The organism is Bacteroides sp. An279 (genome assembly GCF_002159615.1).
GTDB classification, from domain to species: Bacteria; Bacteroidota; Bacteroidia; order Bacteroidales; family Bacteroidaceae; genus Phocaeicola; species Phocaeicola intestinalis.
In genome coordinates, this window is the sequence record NZ_NFJA01000021.1 from 1 (window position 1) to 19,329 (window position 19,329).

A 19,329-nucleotide genomic window follows, 5' to 3' on the forward strand; every position below is an offset into this window, starting at 1 on the left:
GCTCCTGTTCTTCGTCAGATAGCCCGCTATCTTCCTCATCACAGAAGCGAAAATGCCTCAAAAACTCATCCCAAATCATCGCACGATAAATTCAAAACAGCTTCTAATTCAATCTGCGTAAATCCGCGATTATCTGCGTTTCTCCGTCATATCAATTAATTTGTACATTACTTATTATAATTTACGTATGACATATTCTGCCAGATAGCAGCCGAACACTGCCGGCATATAGCTGACGGTACCAGCGGTAGACTTCTTGTTCTGCTCGCCATCTACCAGCATCACAGCTTCCGGGTCTGCCTGTTCGGTACTGAACACAACAGGTAATTTCCGCTTCATCCCCATCTTCTGCAACCGCTTGCGCACCGCTTTGCTCAACCCGCAATGATAGGTTTCCCATAAGTCGGCAAAACGTATCTGGGTTATGTCTTTCTTGGCACCTGCCCCCATGCTGCTTACTATTTTCAGCCCACGCTGTAAAGCATGATAAATCAAATAACACTTAGGGGCAACGGTATCGATGGCATCTACGATGAAATCGAACCGCGCACTATCCAGCAGTGCGGGTATCGCCTCGTCTTTCAGATACACGGGTAATACCTTCAGCTGTATATCGGGATTTATGTCGCGAAAACGTGCCGCAAGAACTTCTGCCTTAGTCTGTCCCAATGTAGAATGCAGTGCCGGAAGCTGACGGTTGATATTGGATGGCTGCACCGTGTCGGCATCCACCAAGGTCAGTTGTCCCACTCCTGCCCGGCACAGCATCTCGGCGGCATACGCTCCTACTCCTCCCAATCCTACTACCAATACATGCGCCCGGCGCAGGCGTTCTGTCTTGTCCTTGCCCAACAGCAATTCCGTACGTTGCTGCCACTCTTTGCCTGTCATGCTCATGAATTTTTCTTGAACCATTTATAAATCCAGTTTCCTACTTTATCATAATACTGCGTTTCCGCCCATCCACGCGGGTCAGAGAAAGAAAGACTCTCATTCGGGTCACCCTTCTGCTCGGGATAAAGCAACATGATGCTGTTGTTATTGAAATACTTCGAAACTTGCATCGGAAGTTTCTCGAACGAAGAATCATACGATATCGAGCCACGCCGTGCACTCACGATGACCAGCAAATGATCATAGTTAACCTGTCCGGTCAGCAACAGCAAGTCGTCCCACTCTTCCAGCTCCGAATAGACGGCACGCGTATCCTTGTATTTCTTTTGGATAAAGCCACTGATATACCCCAATGTCCGCGAAGAAGCATAAAACTGCACCCGGCACCCTAACTGACTGCTCAGCCGGCACATATAAGTTATCCACTTGGTAAACCCGTGCTCGAACTCGGCTTTCGGGGGAACTGCCACAATAATGCGGCGCAATGTATTGACCGGCATCAGGAAGCGCACCACCATTACCTGCAGATAAGTATTCTTCAACAGGTTCTCGGTCAGATTGCCGAAAAACGAATCCACAATACTCGCCTTATAATGTAGCCCCACGATGATGCCCGTAGCCTCGTATTCCTTGGCTGTATGCAAGATACCGGTTGTAATGTTCAAATCAAAACGGCTGACCGTCTTCAACTGTACATTGGTAGATGCAGCAATCTGCGCAGCTTTTTCCAAATTACGTTTACTGCGCATTTCCTGCTTTACCGAATCATTACTGTCATTGATAACACTCAGTGCTACCAGATTATCGTTTATCTTCTCATCGCGCAACACCAATGCCAGGCTCATCAGTCCTTCCAAGGTTTCGGGGTTGGCGATGGGAACCAAGAAACGTTCTTTTTCCTGCTCCTTTTCCTCGTTCACTCCAATATCATCACTCGTCGCAATCCGCTTGGCTGCATGTTCGGTTATAAAAGAACTGACAATGCATGTCACCAAAATCAGCAAAATCGTACCGTTCAGCACATCTTCGTTCAGCAAACGTTCGCCTGAAGGCAGAATGATATCATAACCTACCAATACCGCAGCCAGTGTAGCAGCGGCCTGTGCATTGCTCAAACCGAACATCAATTCCCGTTCGACAGCACGCATCCGGTAAATCTTCTGGGTAAGCCACGAAGCAATCCATTTTCCCACCAAGGCAACCACTATCATAACGCCCGCTACCTTTATCGAATCGATATGCCCGAACAGAACGTTGACATTGATAAGCATCCCCACACCTATCAGGAAATAAGGGATAAACAAGGCATTGCCCACAAACTCCAGATGGTTCATCAGCGGTGACACGTGCGGAATAAGCCGGTTCAACACCAATCCGGCAAGAAAGGCTCCCAAAATCCCCTCCATACCGACTACCTCCATCAATCCGGCACCAAGGAAAACCATCGCCATCACAAAAATGTATTGCACCACATTATCACTATACCGCCGGAAAAACCAACGGGCTATGGGCGGGAAAGTATACATAATGACAGAGCCAAGTATAATCACTTTCAAGACCAACCATACCCAGAACATATCCGACGATTCGCCTTTATACAAACCACCGATAACTGCCAGCACCAGCAAAGTCAACGTATCGGTCACAGCCGTACCACCTACAGCAATACCCACCGCCCGCTGACGGTTGATGCCATAACGGATTACAATAGGATATGCGATAAGGGTATGTGATGCATACATACTGGCAAGCAAGACAGAAGTAACAACACCATAATCCAATATATGAATATTGGTCCAGAATCCGATACCCAGCGGAAAGATGAATGCCAGCAAGCCCAATACCATCGCCTTGGCACGGATACTTTTGAAATCCTCCATATTCATTTCCAATCCGGCAAGGAACATTATATAATACAGCCCCACTTTGCCAAACAATTCGAAACTGCTGTCACGGGTCAGGATGTTAAACCCATGTTCGCCGATTACTACTCCAGCCAATATCATCCCGATGATGTGTGGTATACGCAACCGCTCCAAAATAATAGGAGCAAAAAGAATAATCACCAGTACAAGAAAAAAAATCCACGTAGGATCGGTAATCGGAAAATGGATATCAAGACCAAAAAAATCAAGCAATTCTTTCATAAACCGGTATCGTCATTTTGCATTCATCGAACAAAAGTAGAAAAAAACTTCCGAGTTTCCATATTAATCGGACAGAATGTTTTATTTTTGCAGTCGAAATCGTCATAAACGATACAGTCCGATTAAAAATAACAAGATATAGTCAGAAAAAGTATTAACTTAACAGAATTACAAAAACATGAAAGTAGCAATTGTTGGTGCAAGCGGAGCCGTAGGACAAGAGTTCCTGCGTGTGCTCGATGAAAGAAATTTTCCAATAGACGAACTGTTGTTGTTCGGTTCCCAGCGCAGTGCCGGGCGAAAATACACCTTCCGCGGAAAAGAAATCGAAGTGAAACTGCTGCAACACAATGATGATTTCAAAGGAGTTGACATTGCTTTCACTTCTGCAGGAGCAGGAACTTCCAAAGAGTTCGCAGATACCATTACCCGATACGGAGCAGTGATGATTGACAATTCAAGTGCATTCCGCATGGATGCAGACATTCCGCTGGTAGTACCCGAAGTCAATGCCCAAGACGCATTGAACCGCCCGCGAGGCATCATCGCCAACCCCAACTGTACCACCATACAGATGGTTGTGGCACTAAAAGCCATCGAAAACCTGACCCATATCAAGCGGGTACACGTTTCTACATACCAGGCTGCCAGCGGTGCGGGAGCAGCCGCCATGGACGAACTTTACGAACAATACCGTCAAGTATTAAACAATGAGCCGGTGAAAGTAGAGAAATTCGCCTACCAGCTCGCTTTCAACCTGATTCCGCAAATCGATGTCTTTACCGATAACGGATATACGAAAGAAGAAATGAAAATGTACAACGAGACGCGTAAAATCATGCACTCCGATGTAAAGGTAAGCGCTACATGCGTACGCGTTCCGGCACTTCGTTCGCACTCGGAAAGCATCTGGATAGAAACAGAACGCCCCGTGTCGGTAGAAGAAGCCCGCAAAGCATTCGCCGAAGGAGAAGGACTGGTACTGATGGACAATCCGGAAAAGAAAGAATATCCGATGCCGTTGTTCCTTGCCGGCAAAGACCCTGTCTACGTAGGACGTATCCGCAAAGACTTAAGCGACGAAAACGGACTGACCTTCTGGATTGTAGGCGACCAGATAAAGAAAGGAGCAGCACTAAACGCCGTACAGATTGCCGAATACCTGATTAAGGTGGGCAACATCAGATAAATGGCGATTCAAGCCAAACGCAAAGACGCAAAGGATACAGAGGATACCTCACCTTTGCGTCTTTATGACAACACTCATCTTCATTCAATCAAAACAAAGACTATGAAACTCACCCGAGATGCACTTACCCTGCTGCTTGCCGTAATGGCATGCACCGCCTCTATGGCACAAAACAAAAAACACCCCACATTCCGTACTGCAATCCCACGTGATTCCATCCGGCTCAGCGATCCTTGCATTCTGGCCGATGATGAAACCCGCACCTATTACATGACCGGAACAGGAGGATTATTATGGAAAAGCAAAGACCTTGACCGATGGGACGGACCTTACATCGTAGCCGAAACAGATCCAGACTCATGGATGGGGCACAAGCCACAAATATGGGCAGCCGAACTCCATAAATACAAAGGAAAGTATTATTATTTCGCAACTTTTACCAACGACTCCATTCTTATCGGGAACTACCGGGGAAACGACATTCCCCGACGCGCCTGCCACGTACTGGAAAGCGACCGTCCTGAAGGACCTTACCGCCCAATGAAAGATAAAGTCTACCTCCCCGCTAATGTCCCCACACTAGACGGTACACTATGGGAAGATACCGACGGAAAGCCTTACATGATATATTGCGGCGAATGGCTCCAGAACTGGAACGGCACAATCGAGAAAATAGCACTTAAGACAGACCTCAGCGGAACAACGGGTAAAAGCGAAGTGCTGTTCCGTGCAAGCGATTCACCTTGGAGCCGCGAGACAGGAACAGACAAGCCCAATCGTGTGACAGACGGACCATGGCTCTTCCGCACCGGAACCGGAAGACTGGGAATGCTATGGACAAGCTGGATAGAAGACGTATATACCCAAGGAGTAGCCTACTCGGAAAGCGGAACCCTGGAAGGCCCGTGGATACAAGAAACCGAACCGATTACACCTCCAAACTATGGACATGGCATGCTGTTTAAAGACTTCAACGGACGCTGGCTGATGTCTGTACATAGCCACAACAACGACAATGGAAGATACATACGCATTCCTCAGTTATTCGAAGTGGATTTATCGGGTGACAAACTCAAGCTGGGACGACGCCTGTGCACCTCAGAGCAAAACATGGGAGCGTATCTATTTGTATTTTTCAGCGACCCGACACATAGCCTGTTCATGGCTACGAGCCGCGACGGCTATACATTTACTGCGGTCAACGATGGACAACCAATCATCAGCGGAGATACCATCGCCGAACAACGAGGCATACGCGACCCACATATCTATCGCGGACCAGACGGTGCTTTTTATCTTGCCATGACCGACTTGCATATCTTTGCCCAACGAGAAGGCATACGCGAAACCGAATGGGAACGGGACGGAAAACAGTACGGATGGGGGAATAACCGCGGACTGGTACTGATGAAATCGCACGACCTTATCCACTGGACTCACAGCAACATACGGGTAGACAAAGCTTACCCCGATAAATTCGGCGATATCGGATGTGCCTGGGCACCCGAAACCATCTATGACCCTCAGGCAGGTAAAATGATGATTTATTTCACGATGCGTCACGGCAACGGAAGGAGTACACTTTATTACGCCTATACCGACAATGATTTCACCCAGCTCACCAGTGAACCCAAACAACTCTTCGAATATCCTGACCCCAAAATCCAAATACTGGATGCCGACATATCCCTATTGCCCGACGGACGTGCCTGCATGATGTATGTAGCCCAAGAAAATCCCGGAGGAATCCGCATGGCTATCAGCAATAACGGAAACGTAACCGGTCCCTACCGCTACATAGATAAATGGATAGACTTTGAACCGGGAGCATGTGAAGCACCAAACGTATGGAAACGTATCGGTGAAGATAAATGGGTAGTGATGTACGACATCTTCAGCATCCAACCACACAACTTCGGGTTCTGCGAAACCAGCGATTTCAAACATTTCACCAACCTGGGGCATTTCAACGAAGGAGCAATGAAAGCCGTTAACTTCATCTCACCCAAGCACGGCACTGTAATTCAAATCACTCCTGCCGAAGCTGATGCACTGGAAGCATACTGGAAGCAGCATTAATACCCACATACAGAGACACACAGAGACAAACTTCTTCGTTCTGTGTGCCTCTTCCAACCGTAATATCTTGACGGATAAAATCAACCGGAAAAACGTTGAAAAATGCTCTAGAAGCTATCAACCTATCAGTTCTTGCAATTTTTTTTCAGAAGCGTCAGGCAGCAAACTACGAAGATGCCCATATATCTGCCGATACGACTCTTCGGGTGTGCATCCGGCATCCTGCCTGCCATAAAGCACTTCAGGAGAAGTATAACGGGCAACTCCCCAACCATAAGGACGACCGTGACGATCAATATTGTATTCAAAATCGGAAATAACAACATGCATCCCCATCATCAACCGTGTCAGTATAGGTTCAAGCGAAATCTTGCCATCACTCTGCATTGCATCCACCAGATCTGTCTCGCATCGACGCCCACGCCTCTTGGCAAAACCGAGTAAGCAGCGTAACTCTTTCACCGTCACACTGCCTTCTCCCCAAATAGCCTGAAGCACCACATCATCAAGTGCAGCAGTATCTTCGTCTTTCGCATAACGGCGTGAACGCCGCCAGTTCATCAGATGAGGAAGCCATTCCAGACTGACATAACCCGCTTTCTTATTGTACAGCTTGCCATAGGCGCAATGTCCCTCGCGGATGACGGGGCCTTTCCATTCCCACGGACCTTCTTCTTCGTCCGAGAACCAATATTCAGTTGCCGTCCGTTCTTCGATGGAGAAACCGGGAATGCCGCATCGGAAAAACGGCAGGAAGCCCAAAGCCAATACCTGCCGTTCCATATCTTCCGCCGTGCGTATCTTGTCTTTGATACACATCATCATTTTTTCAATGCTATACCGTCCTTGAACGCACTGCCCACATGCCCGCCTACTTCCAGATAGGCATTGTGTACGGGGTCGAACGAAATCGGGCGCAATTTAGCAGGGTCTATCTTGCCCTTCTCGTCCAAAATGCGCTCGTCGGCAGATACATTCACAATCCGACCTACCAGATGGCACATTTCCGGGTCGTAAGAAACAAGCTCGCACTCCACTGCCATCGGCAATTCTTCGATGAGAGGCGCGTTGACAAACTCCGACTTTACGGCATGGAATCCCGCACGGAAAAACTTGTCGGGCACATCGTTTGCCGAAACGATACCTACATAATCGCAAGCCGTCAGCTGGTCTGCTGTTGCCATACTTACGGTGAATGCTTTTGTCTTTAGCAAGTTCTTTACGGTCTTATGCCCTGCACTCAGACACAGGTTGATTTGATCGTCGTAATCGATGCCTCCCCAAGCGGCATTCATCGCGTCGGGGCTTCCTTCTCCATCGTAAGTAGCAACGATAAATACAGGCTGTGGATACGTCCACGGCTTTGCTCCAAAATTCTTTCTCATAAAGCTTTCCTCCTTATTTTAATGTGATAATGTGGCAATGTGATAATGTGACAATGTGATAATGTGACAATGTGATAATGTGGCAATGTGATAATGTGGCAATGTGATAATGTGGCAATGTGATAATGTGGCAATGTGATAATTCATTCACACATTAACAAACTATTCATTGGCAAATTACCACATTTGCACATTACCACATTTGCACATTACCACATTTGCACATTGTCACATTTGCACATTATTTATGCGTCTTCACAATCTCGGTGGGAGCCAGCTCGGCATTGCGTTTCTCTGTCTGTGCAACCACGTTACGTGCCAGTTCCAGAAAAGCCTGCCCCGTCACCGAATCATCGTCAAGAGCTACGGGAGTTCCCTCATCACCGTGCTCGCAAATACTCTGCACAATAGGTATCTGCCCCAAGAGAGGCACATGAAGTTCTTCTGCCAGTCTTCGTGTGCCCTCCTTGCCGAAAAGGTAATACTTGTTTTCGGGCAACTCGGCAGGGGTGAACCATGACATATTTTCTACCAGCCCCAAAATAGGCACGTTCACCTTATCGTTCATATACATATTGATACCTTTGCGGGCATCGGCAAGAGCCACTTCCTGCGGAGTGCTGACGATAACCGCTCCTGTGATGGCAAGAGTCTGCAACAACGTCAGATGGATGTCGCTCGTGCCCGGAGGCGTGTCAAGGACGAAATAATCCAAATCTCCCCAGTCGGCATCGCCCACCAGCTGTTTCAAAGCATTGCTTGCCATGCCGCCGCGCCAAAGCGTAGGTTGATCAGGATCAACAAAAAAACCGATAGACAAGAGCTTGATGCCGTATTTCTCAATCGGAACTATCAAGTCCCGCCCTCCAATAGTTTCGGCATACGGACGTGCATCTTCCACCTGGAACATCTTAGGAACAGAAGGACCAAAGATATCAGCATCCAGCAATCCTACCTTATATCCCAGCTTCGAAAGTGCCACAGCCAGGTTGGCAGCAATGGTAGACTTACCCACGCCGCCTTTTCCCGATGACACGGCGATGACATTCTTCACCTGCGGAAGCATCTTGCCCGGTTCAGGGCGCGCCGCCTGACGGCTTTCGGTCGTGATTGTCACTTCCACGTCTTTCGACACATAAGTATGAATAGCCGTTTCTGCCGACTTCACTACTGATTTCATAAAAGGGTCGGTCGGTTTCTCGAAGACAAGCGAGAAACTGACCTTCATCCCGTCGATACGCATATTGTCCGCCACCATTTCTGCTTCGACAATATTTTTCCCGTTGCCAGGATAACGCACCGTTGCCAGCGCGTCTAAAATCAATTTCGGATACAATGTCATATAAATGAAATTTACGATTTGACTATTTACAATTTACGATTTGACATTTTACGGTTTATGATTCATGGCTAACAATAAATAGTAAATCGTAAATTGTCAAATCGTAAATGAGTATTATTTGCTTGTTTGCAGTCCGCTCCGCTTGCTACGGTTATAGCTGCGGTAATCGTCCAGTTCGATTTCCACATCCGGCTCCTGTAGTTCACCCGTCTGGGAAAGACGAAAGCGGATATACTTAATGCTCAGCCCACGGTCCAGCCATTGCTGTTCGTAATAGGTACGGATGCGCAGGATATCATCGTCCAACCCCGAATGATATAAATCATCCGTGACGAACTCAACGGGAAAATGATTGACTTCAACCATATATTTCGTATAGGTGAACATGAAATTGCTGTCCGTCTTCAGGTGCACCAGCCCGTCGGGCACAAGAAACTTGCGGTAACGCTCCATGAAATACGTCGAAGTAAGCCGCTTGGTCACCTTTTTCATCTGCGGATCAGAGAAAGTCAACCAAATCTCGCTCACTTCACCCGGAGCAAAGAATCGGTCGATAATTTCAATATTCGTGCGCAAGAAGGCTACATTCTTCAATCCTTCATCAAAAGCCTCTTTCGCTCCCGTCCACATACGTGCTCCTTTGATATCGACCCCGATGAAATTCTTGTCGGTATACCGGCGTGCCAGCCCTACGGTATATTCTCCTCTTCCACAACCCAACTCCAGCACGATCGGATGTTCGTTCTTAAAAAAATCACGGTTCCAGTTTCCTTTCATCTCACAAGGCGTATCCGCCACCTGTGAATACGGATATTCGAATACATGCGGGTATTCCGCCATGTCTGCAAATTTCGCTAGTTTTCCTTTTCCCATTGCGTACAGATTAATCCTAGTTCAGGGAACAAATGTACAGATTTTCGGCGGAACCCACAAATGAAAACATGGAAAAACACCTGCAAAAACGATAGACTTATTCTTTTTACGGGTGCCGCAATCCGCCCATACAATTACGTTCAAAAACGAAGATATATTACTTTGCCGTTTCAGATATCTTCATGAGCTGTAGCAGTTAACTGGAATCGCCCATGAAGGTATCTGCATTTTTCTGCGAACACTTTTTCCGAATCCATTGCCAGCTGAAAGAAAGGAATTATCTTTGCAACCAGACATAACACTCAAAAAAACGACAACACCGATGACCGATAAAATAACCTCTTATACCTTAGCCGCACTATTGCTTTCATCGCAGGCTCTGCCATGCCCTGCATCCTTATGGCAACAAAGCACCGTATCTGACACCATAACCACGGTAAGCGAGAACCAATGGAAAGGGAAAAAAGTGGCTTTTTTAGGCGATTCCATTACCGACAAGAAACACGTAGGAACTACCAAGAACTACTGGCAATACCTTGCCGAAATGCTGGGACTTACACCGCTGGTATATGGCATCAACGGCAACCAATGGAACGGTATTCTGAAACAAGCCGAACGGCTGAAGGCGGAAGCCGGTGATAACGTGGATGCCATCATCGTATTTTGCGGCACAAACGACTACAACGCCGGCATACCTTTAGGAGAATGGTATACATATACCTACGAAGAAACAACCGTAAAAGGCGGAACAAAAGAAGTGCGCAAGAAACGACATGCAGCACCCAACCCGCACACGTTCCGCGGAAGAATCAACGAAGCAATGCTATACCTGAAGAAAAATTTCCCAATGAAACAAATTATCCTGCTGACCCCCATCCACCGTGCCCAAGCAAGATTCAGCAAGGAAAACATCCAACCCGAAGAATCGTTTCCCAACAAACTGGGATTGTATGTAGACGAATATGTGAACGTTGTAAAAGAAGCTGCCAACGTATGGGCAGTACCCGTTATCGACCTGAACAGCATCAGCGGGCTGTATCCTTTGCTGGACGAACATGCTCCATACTTCCACGATGCACAGACCGACCGCCTGCACCCGAACGCTAACGGACACTACCGTATGGCAAAAGCACTTGCTTACCAGCTGCTGGCATACCCGGCAAACTTCTAAAAAGGATGCGGCCAGAAGTGAAAAACATTCATGTGTCGCAGGAATTACGGCTTTGTCAGGGAGTCGAAAGCCAATACCTTATAAAACAGACATACAAGGCATTAGCCTTTAACTCCCTATAACTCTTTCTCATTCCTGACTCTGTATGCAGCATTAAAAAGGCAAATCATCTTTTTCATCACCTGCCGAAAAGTCTACAGGAGCAGCCGGAGCAGCACCTATCGGCGGGAATGGAGCTTCGGGTTGCATAGGTTGTGGTGCACTTACACGTTCCACTTTCCATGCACGGATACTGTTAAACCAACGTCCTTGCCATTCGCGTGCATCAATGTCGAACGAAACGTTCAGTTCTTCACCTATCTTAATAGCAAACTGCTGTATCTTGTCGGCACCAAACACGTCAAAACACATCCGGCGAGGATATTGGTCGTGTGTTTCAATGACATACTCCTGTACCATCCATTCGTTTCCATTTCTGGAAGTACCGCTCTTCGGTTCGAGAACGGCAATTACTTTTCCTGCTAATTCCATATTTTCATTTTTAAATTTGGCTACGAAAATACGTTTTTCTACACAAGTAAACTAATTTTTTAGATACTTTTTGCGATGCATCTGCAATCTTTTCGTAACTTTGGCTGATAAAATAAAAATAAGGATAAAACATACAAATATGAAATTTATTGTTTCAAGTACAAGCTTATTCAGCCATTTGCAAGCTATCAGCCGTGTTATCAATTCGAAAAACTCATTGCCAATTCTGGACTGCTTTTTGCTCGAGTTGCACGACGGGACACTGTCGATGACCGCATCAGATAATGAAACCACACTTTCTACCTCGATTGAAGTGAATGAATTTGACGGAGACGGACGCTTTGCCGTATCATCGCGTACACTATTGGAAGCATTGAAGGAAATTCCTGAACAGCCGCTCTCGTTTGCCATCAACCCTGAAAATCTGGAAATAACGGTGCAATACCAAAACGGGAAGTACAGTCTGATGGGACAGAATGCCGATGAGTATCCGAAACCGCAAGCATTGGGAAACAATGCTGTACAACTCACTATTCCTGCCAACGTCCTGCTGGACGGAGTAAACCGCTGTATCTTTGCCACTGCTGATGATGAATTGCGCCCGGTAATGAACGGTATCTATTTCGACATCACATCCGAGGATATCACACTGGTTGCTTCCGACGGACATAAGCTGGTACGCAACAAGACCTATGAGGCACACGGTTCGGAAAAAGCAGCTTTTATCCTGCCCAAGAAACCTGCCAATCTGCTCAAAAACCTGCTAACGAAAGAACAGGGTGATGTCCAGATAGGTTTCGACGACCGCAACGCAACATTCATCCTGGAAAATTACCAGATGGTATGCCGGCTGATAGAAGGACGCTACCCCAATTACAATTCGGTTATCCCACAAAACAATCCGCACAAGGCCGTCATCGACCGTAGCTCGCTTATCAGTGCTTTGCGCCGTGTATCTGTATTCTCGTCACAAGCCAGTAGCCTCATCAAGCTCAACCTCTCGACCAACCAGATGAAAATCTCGGCACAAGACATTGATTTTTCGACCTCTGCCGAAGAGACCTTGATGTGCCAGTACGAGGGAAATGACATGAGTATCGGATTCAAATCATCATTCCTGATTGATATCCTGAACAACATACCTTCGACCAACGTAGTGATAGAGCTTGCAGACCCTTCACGCGCGGGAGTAATTGTACCCGAAGAACAAAGTGAAAACGAAGACCTGCTGATGTTGTTGATGCCGATGATGCTGAATGACTAAGCGATAACAAGAGTTAAAAACCAATAGTCCCGTTTATGACATCAGCATAATAAAGCATAGACATCCAATTGTTTTTAACTCTTAAGCCACATGATATAGACAATTCATAAAAGAATCCGAATGAAACTGAACCTAAAGAATCCGATAGTGTTTTTCGACTTGGAAACAACCGGAACCAATATTAATACCGACCGTATCGTGGAAATATGCTACCTAAAAGTATATCCCAACGGCAACGAAGAAAGTAAAACGATGCGCATCAACCCTGAAATGCACATTCCCGAAGCATCGACTGCCATCCATGGCATCCACGATGAGGATGTAGCAGACTGTCCTACCTTCAAACAGATAGCCAAAGAACTGGCCCGGTCTATCGAAGGTGCCGATATAGCCGGATTCAACTCAAACCGATTCGATGTACCGGTACTGGTAGAAGAGTTCTTGCGTGCAGGCATCGATATCGACCTGAGCCGGCGGAAATTCATTGACGTGCAGGTCATCTACCACAAACTGGAACAACGCACACTCTCGGCTGCCTATAAATTCTATTGCGGCAAAAACCTGGAGGATGCACACACCGCCGAAGCCGACACACGTGCTACCTATGAAGTGCTGAAGGCACAGTTGGATCGCTATCCGGAAGTATTACAGAACGATGTTGCGTTTCTTTCTGAATACTCTACATACAGCAAAAACGTAGACTTTGCGGGACGCATCGTGTACGATGATAAAGGAGTGGAAGTATTCAACTTCGGTAAATACAAAGGAATGCCTGTATCAGATGTCCTGAAACGCGATCCCGGTTATTTCGGCTGGATGATGAATGGCGATTTCACGCTGAACACCAAAAATGTATTGACAAAAATCAAATTGCGCGAAAGCGGACTGGTAAAATAATATTCAAGTATCAGGTTTTAGACACCAGATGCCAGATTATTTTATCTTATTATAAAATCTGGCCAACCGGTACCTAACATCTAGTCTACTTAAAAATATGAAAGGCAAAAAAATTGTATTAGGCATAACGGGAAGCATTGCTGCTTATAAAGCGGCAGTACTGGCCCGTGCATTGATAAAAAAAGGAGCAGAAGTGCAGATTGTCATCACTCCCGCAGGAAAAGAATTTATCACTCCCATCACACTCTCGGCACTGACCAGCAAACCGGTCATCAGCGAGTTCTTCGCACAACGCGACGGGACATGGCATAGTCATGTTGACCTTGGGCTATGGGCTGATGCAATGCTCATTGCACCTGCCACGGCTTCCACCATCGGGAAAATGGCACACGGGATAGCTGACAATATGCTGGTCACCACTTATTTGTCAATGAAAGCTCCGGTATTCATCGCTCCGGCTATGGACCTTGATATGTTCGCTCACCCGTCTACCCGCCACAACCTCGACATCCTGCGTTCGTATGGAAACCACATTATCGAACCCGCTTCGGGCGAACTGGCAAGCCACCTTGTAGGCAAAGGACGTATGGAAGAACCCGAAAAGATAGTAGAAGTACTGGAAACATTTTTTGCCCGGGCCGAAGACTTGAAAGGCAAACACATCCTGATAACAGCAGGCCCTACGTATGAAAAGATAGACCCAGTACGGTTCATCGGAAACTATTCTTCAGGGAAAATGGGATACGCACTGGCTGAAGCATGTGCCAGACGGGGTGCAGATGTTACCCTCATCAGCGGACCAGTCGCTCTCCAGGTACAGCATCCTGCTATCCGGCGCATTGATGTGGAAAGTGCCGAGCAAATGTATCAAGCTGCTATCCGTATTTATCCACAAGCCAATGCAGGTATCTTGTGTGCAGCGGTAGCAGACTTCACCCCCGAAACTGTAGCCTCCAACAAAATCAAGCGCGAAGGAGAGGACCTGATTGTCCGTCTGAAACCTACCCAAGACATTGCCGCTGCTTTAGGAAAGATAAAACGTCCGGACCAACGACTGGTAGGATTTGCTTTGGAAACGTATGACGAACAGATACACGCCCAAGAAAAACGGAAACGGAAAAATTTCGACTTTATCGTACTGAACTCGCTGAATGATGCCGGAGCCGGATTCAGATGTGACACCAACAAGATAACCATTCTCGACGAATCGGGAATCACCCCCTATCCACTGAAAGACAAACACGAAGTGGCAAGCGACATTATCGACAAATTAAGTGCAATCTTATAATTCTTACAGACAAACCCGAAGACTACATTATGTTACAGTCTATTCACATACAGAATTATGCGTTGATCGACAAGCTGGATATTGATTTCACACCAGGTTTTTCGGTTATCACCGGTGAAACCGGAGCAGGAAAATCCATCATCCTTGGGGCTATCGGACTGCTGTTGGGCCAACGTGCCGATGTGAAAGCCATCAAAAACGGAACTTCCAAATGCATTGTGGAAGCACGCTTCTGCATTGCTTCATACGGACTGGAAGCATTTTTTCAAGAACTCGACTTGGAATATGACCCTGAAGAATGTATCCTCAGACGTGAAGTATATGCCAGCGGAAAAAGCCGGGCATTCATCAACGACTCTCCAGCCTCACTGAACCAGATGAAAGCTTTGGGTGAAAAACTGATAGACGTCCATAGCCAACACCAGAACCTGCTGCTCAATAAAGAAGGATTCCAACTGAATATCCTGGATATTCTGGCACAAGATGAAAAACAACTGGAAGCATACAAACAGGTCTACCGACACTATAAAGATATAAGCAACACACTGGAGGAACTGATTATACAAGCAGAAAAAAGCAGGCAAGACGAAGACTATCTGCGTTTCCAGCTGGAACAACTGGAAGAAGCCAGCCTCCATTCTGGCGAACAAACAGAACTGGAGCAGGAGGCCGAAACCTTAAGCCACACCGAAGAAATCAAAGCAAACCTTTACAAAGCCCAACAGCTGATAGACGGTACCGAAGCAAATGGTATCCTCTCACAGACCAAAGACTGCCAACAGGCATTACAAAACATTTCCAATGTATATCCTTCGGCATCCGAATGGGTAGAACGTCTGAGAAGCTGCTACATCGAACTGAAAGACATCGCACACGATCTCTCGGTAGCAGAAGAAGAAACAGAATTCAACCCCGAACGGCTGGATTATGTAAACGAACGGCTGAACCTGATATACAATCTTCAGCAAAAACATCGGGTAACGACTATCGAAGCCTTGTTGGAACTTGCAGAAAATTACCGCCATCAACTGAATGACATTTCATCGTTCGACGAACGAATAGCTGAACTCAACCAACAGAAAGAGGCCTTATATAATAAGGTATTGGAACAAGCCCGCCAGCTGACCAATCTCCGTACAAAGTCGGCACATCATATCGAAGAACAGATGAAAAAACTCTTAATACCACTGGGTATGCCCAACGTACGTTTTGCCGTAGAGCTGACTTCGCGTAAAGAGCCCGACCTTAATGGACTGGACAACGTAACGTTCCTCTTCTCTGCCAACAAAAACGGGGCATTGCAAAACGTTGCTTCGGTAGCTTCGGGAGGAGAAATAGCCCGTGTCATGCTTTCGCTCAAAGCAATGATAGCCGGAGCTGTAAAGCTGCCTACTATCATTTTCGACGAAATAGATACAGGCGTATCAGGCTCGATAGCTGAAAAAATGGCACTTATCATGCGCGATATGGGACGCCAGAACCGGCAGGTAATCAGCATTACTCACCTACCTCAAATTGCGGCACGAGGCACAACACACTATAAAGTATATAAAAAAGATACAGAAACAGGCACCAACAGTTACATACACCGGCTTACACCGGAAGAACGGGTCAAAGAAATCGCACACATGCTGAGTGGAAGTGTACTGACAGAAGCCGCATTAAACAATGCACGTGCCTTACTGGAAAACCAATAACTAATAAAACATTGATTTTATGATAGAAAAAAATGAAATGATATTCGGCGTACGGGCGGTCATCGAAGCCATACAAGCCGGAAAAGAGATTGATAAGGTATTGATAAAAAAAGACATGCAAGGTGAAGTGGCAAAAGAATTGTTTGCCATACTGAAGCAAACAGATATTCCAGTACAACGCGTACCTGTGGAACGCATCAACCGCATTACCCGGAAAAATCATCAGGGAGTGGTAGCATTCATCTCGCCTGTTGCATACCAGCGCACAGAAGACCTTGTACCGTATCTTTTCGAACAAGGAAAAACACCATTGTTCATCATGTTGGATGGCGTAACCGATGTGCGTAACTTCGGCGCCATTGCCCGTACTTGCGAGTGTGCAGGCATAGACGCTATCATCATACCCGCCAAAAACAGTGTCAGCGTAAATGCTGATGCCGTAAAGACTTCGGCTGGTGCCCTGCTCACCCTTCCAGTATGCCGCGAAAACAACCTGACACAAACCATCCGTTTTCTGAAAGACAGTGGATTCAAGATTATAGCAGCTACCGAAAAAGGAGATTATGATTATACCAAAGCCGACTTCCATTCACCTACCTGCATTATTATGGGAGCCGAAGATAAAGGAGTCTCTTACGAAAACCTGGCCTTGTGTGACGAATGGGTAAAAATTCCACTCTTCGGAAACATTGAATCGCTAAATGTATCGGTAGCTGCAGGCATCCTTATCTACAAAGCCATAGAGCAGCGCGGATTTGCCGAAAATGAAAAACAATAACCTTTATATACCGTTTACACACATGAAAAAAACTATAGCTATTTTATTTGTATTCGTTATGCCATTCTCTGTCCTGTTGGCACAAGAATTGCCTAAATGGGCAGAAAATGCCAGAAAAGCCGTTTTCTCCATCGTGACTTATACCAAAGACGGCCAAATTTTGAGCACCGGAAACGGATTTTATATCGATGAACAAGGTACAGGAGTTTCCGATTATAGTCTCTTCAAAGGCGCCGAACGTGCCATAATCATCACCGCAAACGGTAAAGAGCTGCCCGTGAAATACATGATGGGTGCAAACGATATGTATGATGTAGTGAAATTCAAAACCGATTTTGACAAGAAAGCCGAGGCTTTGCAACCAGCCACATTGCCTTCATCGACTGGCGAAACCGTGTATCTGGTTCCCTATTCTACCCAAAAATCATCAAAAGGACAAACAGGCACTATAGCCAAAGTAGATACCATTGGCGAACAACAATACTACTACACCCTTACCATGCAGACTACAGAAAAAACCGTAAGCTGCCCCATTATGAATGCAGCAGGACAAGTAGTAGGCATGATACAAAAAAACAACGACTCTGAAAGCAAAGAAAGTTTTGCCATTGGCATCCGCTATCTGACCGACTTAACTATCAACGCTCTCTCTGTCAATGACCTTGCCCTCAACTCCATCGGGATAAAAAAAGGACTTCCCGAAGACGAATCGCAGGCTTTGGTCTATCTGTATATGGCATCCGGCGTATATGCCCCCAACCAATACTTCGATTTGCTGAACGACTTTATCAGCCAATATCCCAATAATATGGAAGGCTACCTGCGCCGTGCTACTTATTACATCAATATCGGCGATGATACTCATTATGCCCTGGCTGTTGAAGACTTGAAAAAAATGCTTGATGTGGCCGAGAAAAAAGACGAAGCACATTACAACATAGCCAAACTCATCTATTCGTACCAGTTGAATATAGGCGACAAGAAGCCCTATGCTTCCTGGACATTCGATTATGCCCTCAATGAAATAAACGAAGCGTTAGCCATCACCCAAGAACCTATCTATTATCAACTGCAAGGAGACATCTATTTTGCCATGCAAAAATTTACAGAAGCCTATACTGCTTACGACAAGGTGAACAAGAGCAAACTGGCTTCAGCCGCAACTTTCTATTCTGCAGCAAAAGCCAAGGAACTGATAGAAGGAACCGACAAGAAAGAAGTCATAGCCCTGATGGACAGCGCCATTGCTTTTTATCCCAAACCCTACGGAAAAGATGCAGCCCCCTACCTGTACGAACGCGCCCGTATCAAATCGGACATGGAAGACTATCGGGGTGCCGTAACCGACTATAATGACTTCTACGATGCCATGCTGGGACAAACTTCTGCCGAATTCCATCTCATCCGTTCACAAGCAGAATTAAACTGCCGTATGTATCAGCAAGCTATCAACGACATCAACAAAGCTGTTGAACTTGATCCTAACAACGTAACCTATTGGGTAGAAAAAGGAGGCATACACATTCGAGTCAACCAAGCTGCAGAAGCTATACAAGCCCTGACGCGTGCCATCAAGATGGATCCCGAAAATGCTCCTGCCTATCGTATGCTGGGATATGCACAAATCCAGAATAAAGAGAAAGATAAAGGCCTGGCCAACTTACAAAAAGCCAAAGACTTGGGAGATGAAGTGGCAGACGGGCTATTGCAAAAATACAAATAAACAAAGATTGATGTTACCGCCACAGAAAGACACAAAGACATTCCGGTTTTTCCAATACCACTTGCCTGTCT

16 protein-coding genes are annotated in these 19,329 nt (G+C 46.3%); 9 read left to right on the plus strand and 7 right to left on the minus strand.

The window, feature by feature from the left end:
- Positions 1–174: 174 nt before the first annotated feature.
- Together B5F78_RS05580 and B5F78_RS05585 are read right to left on the minus strand one after the other, a co-directional pair.
- Positions 175–915: a tRNA threonylcarbamoyladenosine dehydratase gene (locus tag B5F78_RS05580; protein ID WP_087250839.1), complete on the minus strand. Its 741-nt coding sequence runs from the start codon at positions 913–915 to the stop codon at positions 175–177.
- Positions 894–3,041, minus strand: a complete 2,148-nt coding sequence (locus tag B5F78_RS05585; RefSeq protein ID WP_087406238.1) for a cation:proton antiporter — start codon at positions 3,039–3,041, stop codon at positions 894–896. The genes B5F78_RS05580 and B5F78_RS05585 overlap by 22 nt, the downstream gene beginning before the upstream one ends.
- A gap of 178 nt (positions 3,042–3,219) precedes the next feature.
- Between B5F78_RS05585 and B5F78_RS05590 the strand changes: the two genes are divergently transcribed.
- Together B5F78_RS05590 and B5F78_RS05595 are read left to right on the plus strand one after the other, a co-directional pair.
- Entirely contained in the window at positions 3,220–4,230 is a 1,011-nt protein-coding gene (locus B5F78_RS05590; RefSeq protein ID WP_022040517.1) for an aspartate-semialdehyde dehydrogenase, read from the plus strand.
- A gap of 102 nt (positions 4,231–4,332) precedes the next feature.
- On the plus strand, positions 4,333–6,309 hold the full coding sequence (locus B5F78_RS05595; RefSeq protein ID WP_022040516.1) for a family 43 glycosylhydrolase: 1,977 nt from the start codon (positions 4,333–4,335) through the stop codon (positions 6,307–6,309).
- 117 nt (positions 6,310–6,426) lie between these two features.
- Here B5F78_RS05595 and B5F78_RS05600 read toward each other — a convergent pair whose 3' ends face one another.
- The 4 genes from B5F78_RS05600 to trmB all read right to left on the minus strand — a co-directional run bounded on the left by B5F78_RS05600 (position 6,427) and on the right by trmB (position 9,909).
- On the minus strand, positions 6,427–7,134 hold the full coding sequence (locus tag B5F78_RS05600) for an AlkZ-related protein (protein WP_204502472.1): 708 nt from the start codon (positions 7,132–7,134) through the stop codon (positions 6,427–6,429).
- Positions 7,131–7,694, minus strand: coding sequence for a flavin reductase family protein (locus B5F78_RS05605; RefSeq protein WP_087406239.1), 564 nt, complete (start codon positions 7,692–7,694; stop codon positions 7,131–7,133). The genes B5F78_RS05600 and B5F78_RS05605 overlap by 4 nt, the downstream gene beginning before the upstream one ends.
- A 241-nt stretch (positions 7,695–7,935) precedes the next feature.
- Positions 7,936–9,036, minus strand: coding sequence for an Mrp/NBP35 family ATP-binding protein (locus B5F78_RS05610; protein ID WP_022040513.1), 1,101 nt, complete (start codon positions 9,034–9,036; stop codon positions 7,936–7,938).
- A 114-nt stretch (positions 9,037–9,150) separates the two neighbouring features.
- The gene (gene trmB / locus B5F78_RS05615) at positions 9,151–9,909 is read right to left on the minus strand and encodes a tRNA (guanosine(46)-N7)-methyltransferase TrmB (protein WP_022040512.1); all 759 of its coding nucleotides are present in this window, start codon (positions 9,907–9,909) and stop codon (positions 9,151–9,153) included.
- A 322-nt stretch (positions 9,910–10,231) separates the two neighbouring features.
- Here trmB and B5F78_RS05620 point away from each other — a divergent pair, with 322 nt between their 5' ends.
- Positions 10,232–11,080: an SGNH/GDSL hydrolase family protein gene (locus tag B5F78_RS05620; protein ID WP_087406240.1), complete on the plus strand. Its 849-nt coding sequence runs from the start codon at positions 10,232–10,234 to the stop codon at positions 11,078–11,080.
- Between the two features lie 153 nt (positions 11,081–11,233).
- Here the strand turns inward: B5F78_RS05620 and B5F78_RS05625 are convergent, their stop codons facing one another.
- A complete protein-coding gene (locus B5F78_RS05625) occupies positions 11,234–11,611 on the minus strand; it encodes a DUF3127 domain-containing protein (protein WP_087207318.1) in 378 nt (125 codons plus the stop codon).
- A 139-nt stretch (positions 11,612–11,750) separates the two neighbouring features.
- Between B5F78_RS05625 and dnaN the strand changes: the two genes are divergently transcribed.
- From dnaN to B5F78_RS05655, 6 genes are all read left to right on the plus strand, one after another.
- Entirely contained in the window at positions 11,751–12,875 is a 1,125-nt protein-coding gene (dnaN, locus tag B5F78_RS05630; protein WP_022040508.1) for a DNA polymerase III subunit beta, read from the plus strand.
- Between the two features lie 120 nt (positions 12,876–12,995).
- A complete protein-coding gene (locus B5F78_RS05635; protein WP_022040507.1) occupies positions 12,996–13,772 on the plus strand; it encodes a 3'-5' exonuclease in 777 nt (258 codons plus the stop codon).
- Between the two features lie 97 nt (positions 13,773–13,869).
- The gene (gene coaBC, locus B5F78_RS05640; protein WP_087397194.1) at positions 13,870–15,060 is read left to right on the plus strand and encodes a bifunctional phosphopantothenoylcysteine decarboxylase/phosphopantothenate--cysteine ligase CoaBC; all 1,191 of its coding nucleotides are present in this window, start codon (positions 13,870–13,872) and stop codon (positions 15,058–15,060) included.
- 29 nt (positions 15,061–15,089) lie between these two features.
- On the plus strand, positions 15,090–16,757 hold the full coding sequence (gene recN, locus B5F78_RS05645) for a DNA repair protein RecN (protein WP_022040505.1): 1,668 nt from the start codon (positions 15,090–15,092) through the stop codon (positions 16,755–16,757).
- A gap of 19 nt (positions 16,758–16,776) precedes the next feature.
- Positions 16,777–17,535, plus strand: a complete 759-nt coding sequence (gene rlmB, locus B5F78_RS05650; protein ID WP_022040504.1) for a 23S rRNA (guanosine(2251)-2'-O)-methyltransferase RlmB — start codon at positions 16,777–16,779, stop codon at positions 17,533–17,535.
- A 22-nt stretch (positions 17,536–17,557) separates the two neighbouring features.
- Positions 17,558–19,258 (plus strand): S1 family peptidase, encoded by a 1,701-nt coding sequence (locus B5F78_RS05655; RefSeq protein WP_087207320.1) that lies wholly within the window; start codon positions 17,558–17,560, stop codon positions 19,256–19,258.
- Positions 19,259–19,329: the final 71 nt, after the last annotated feature.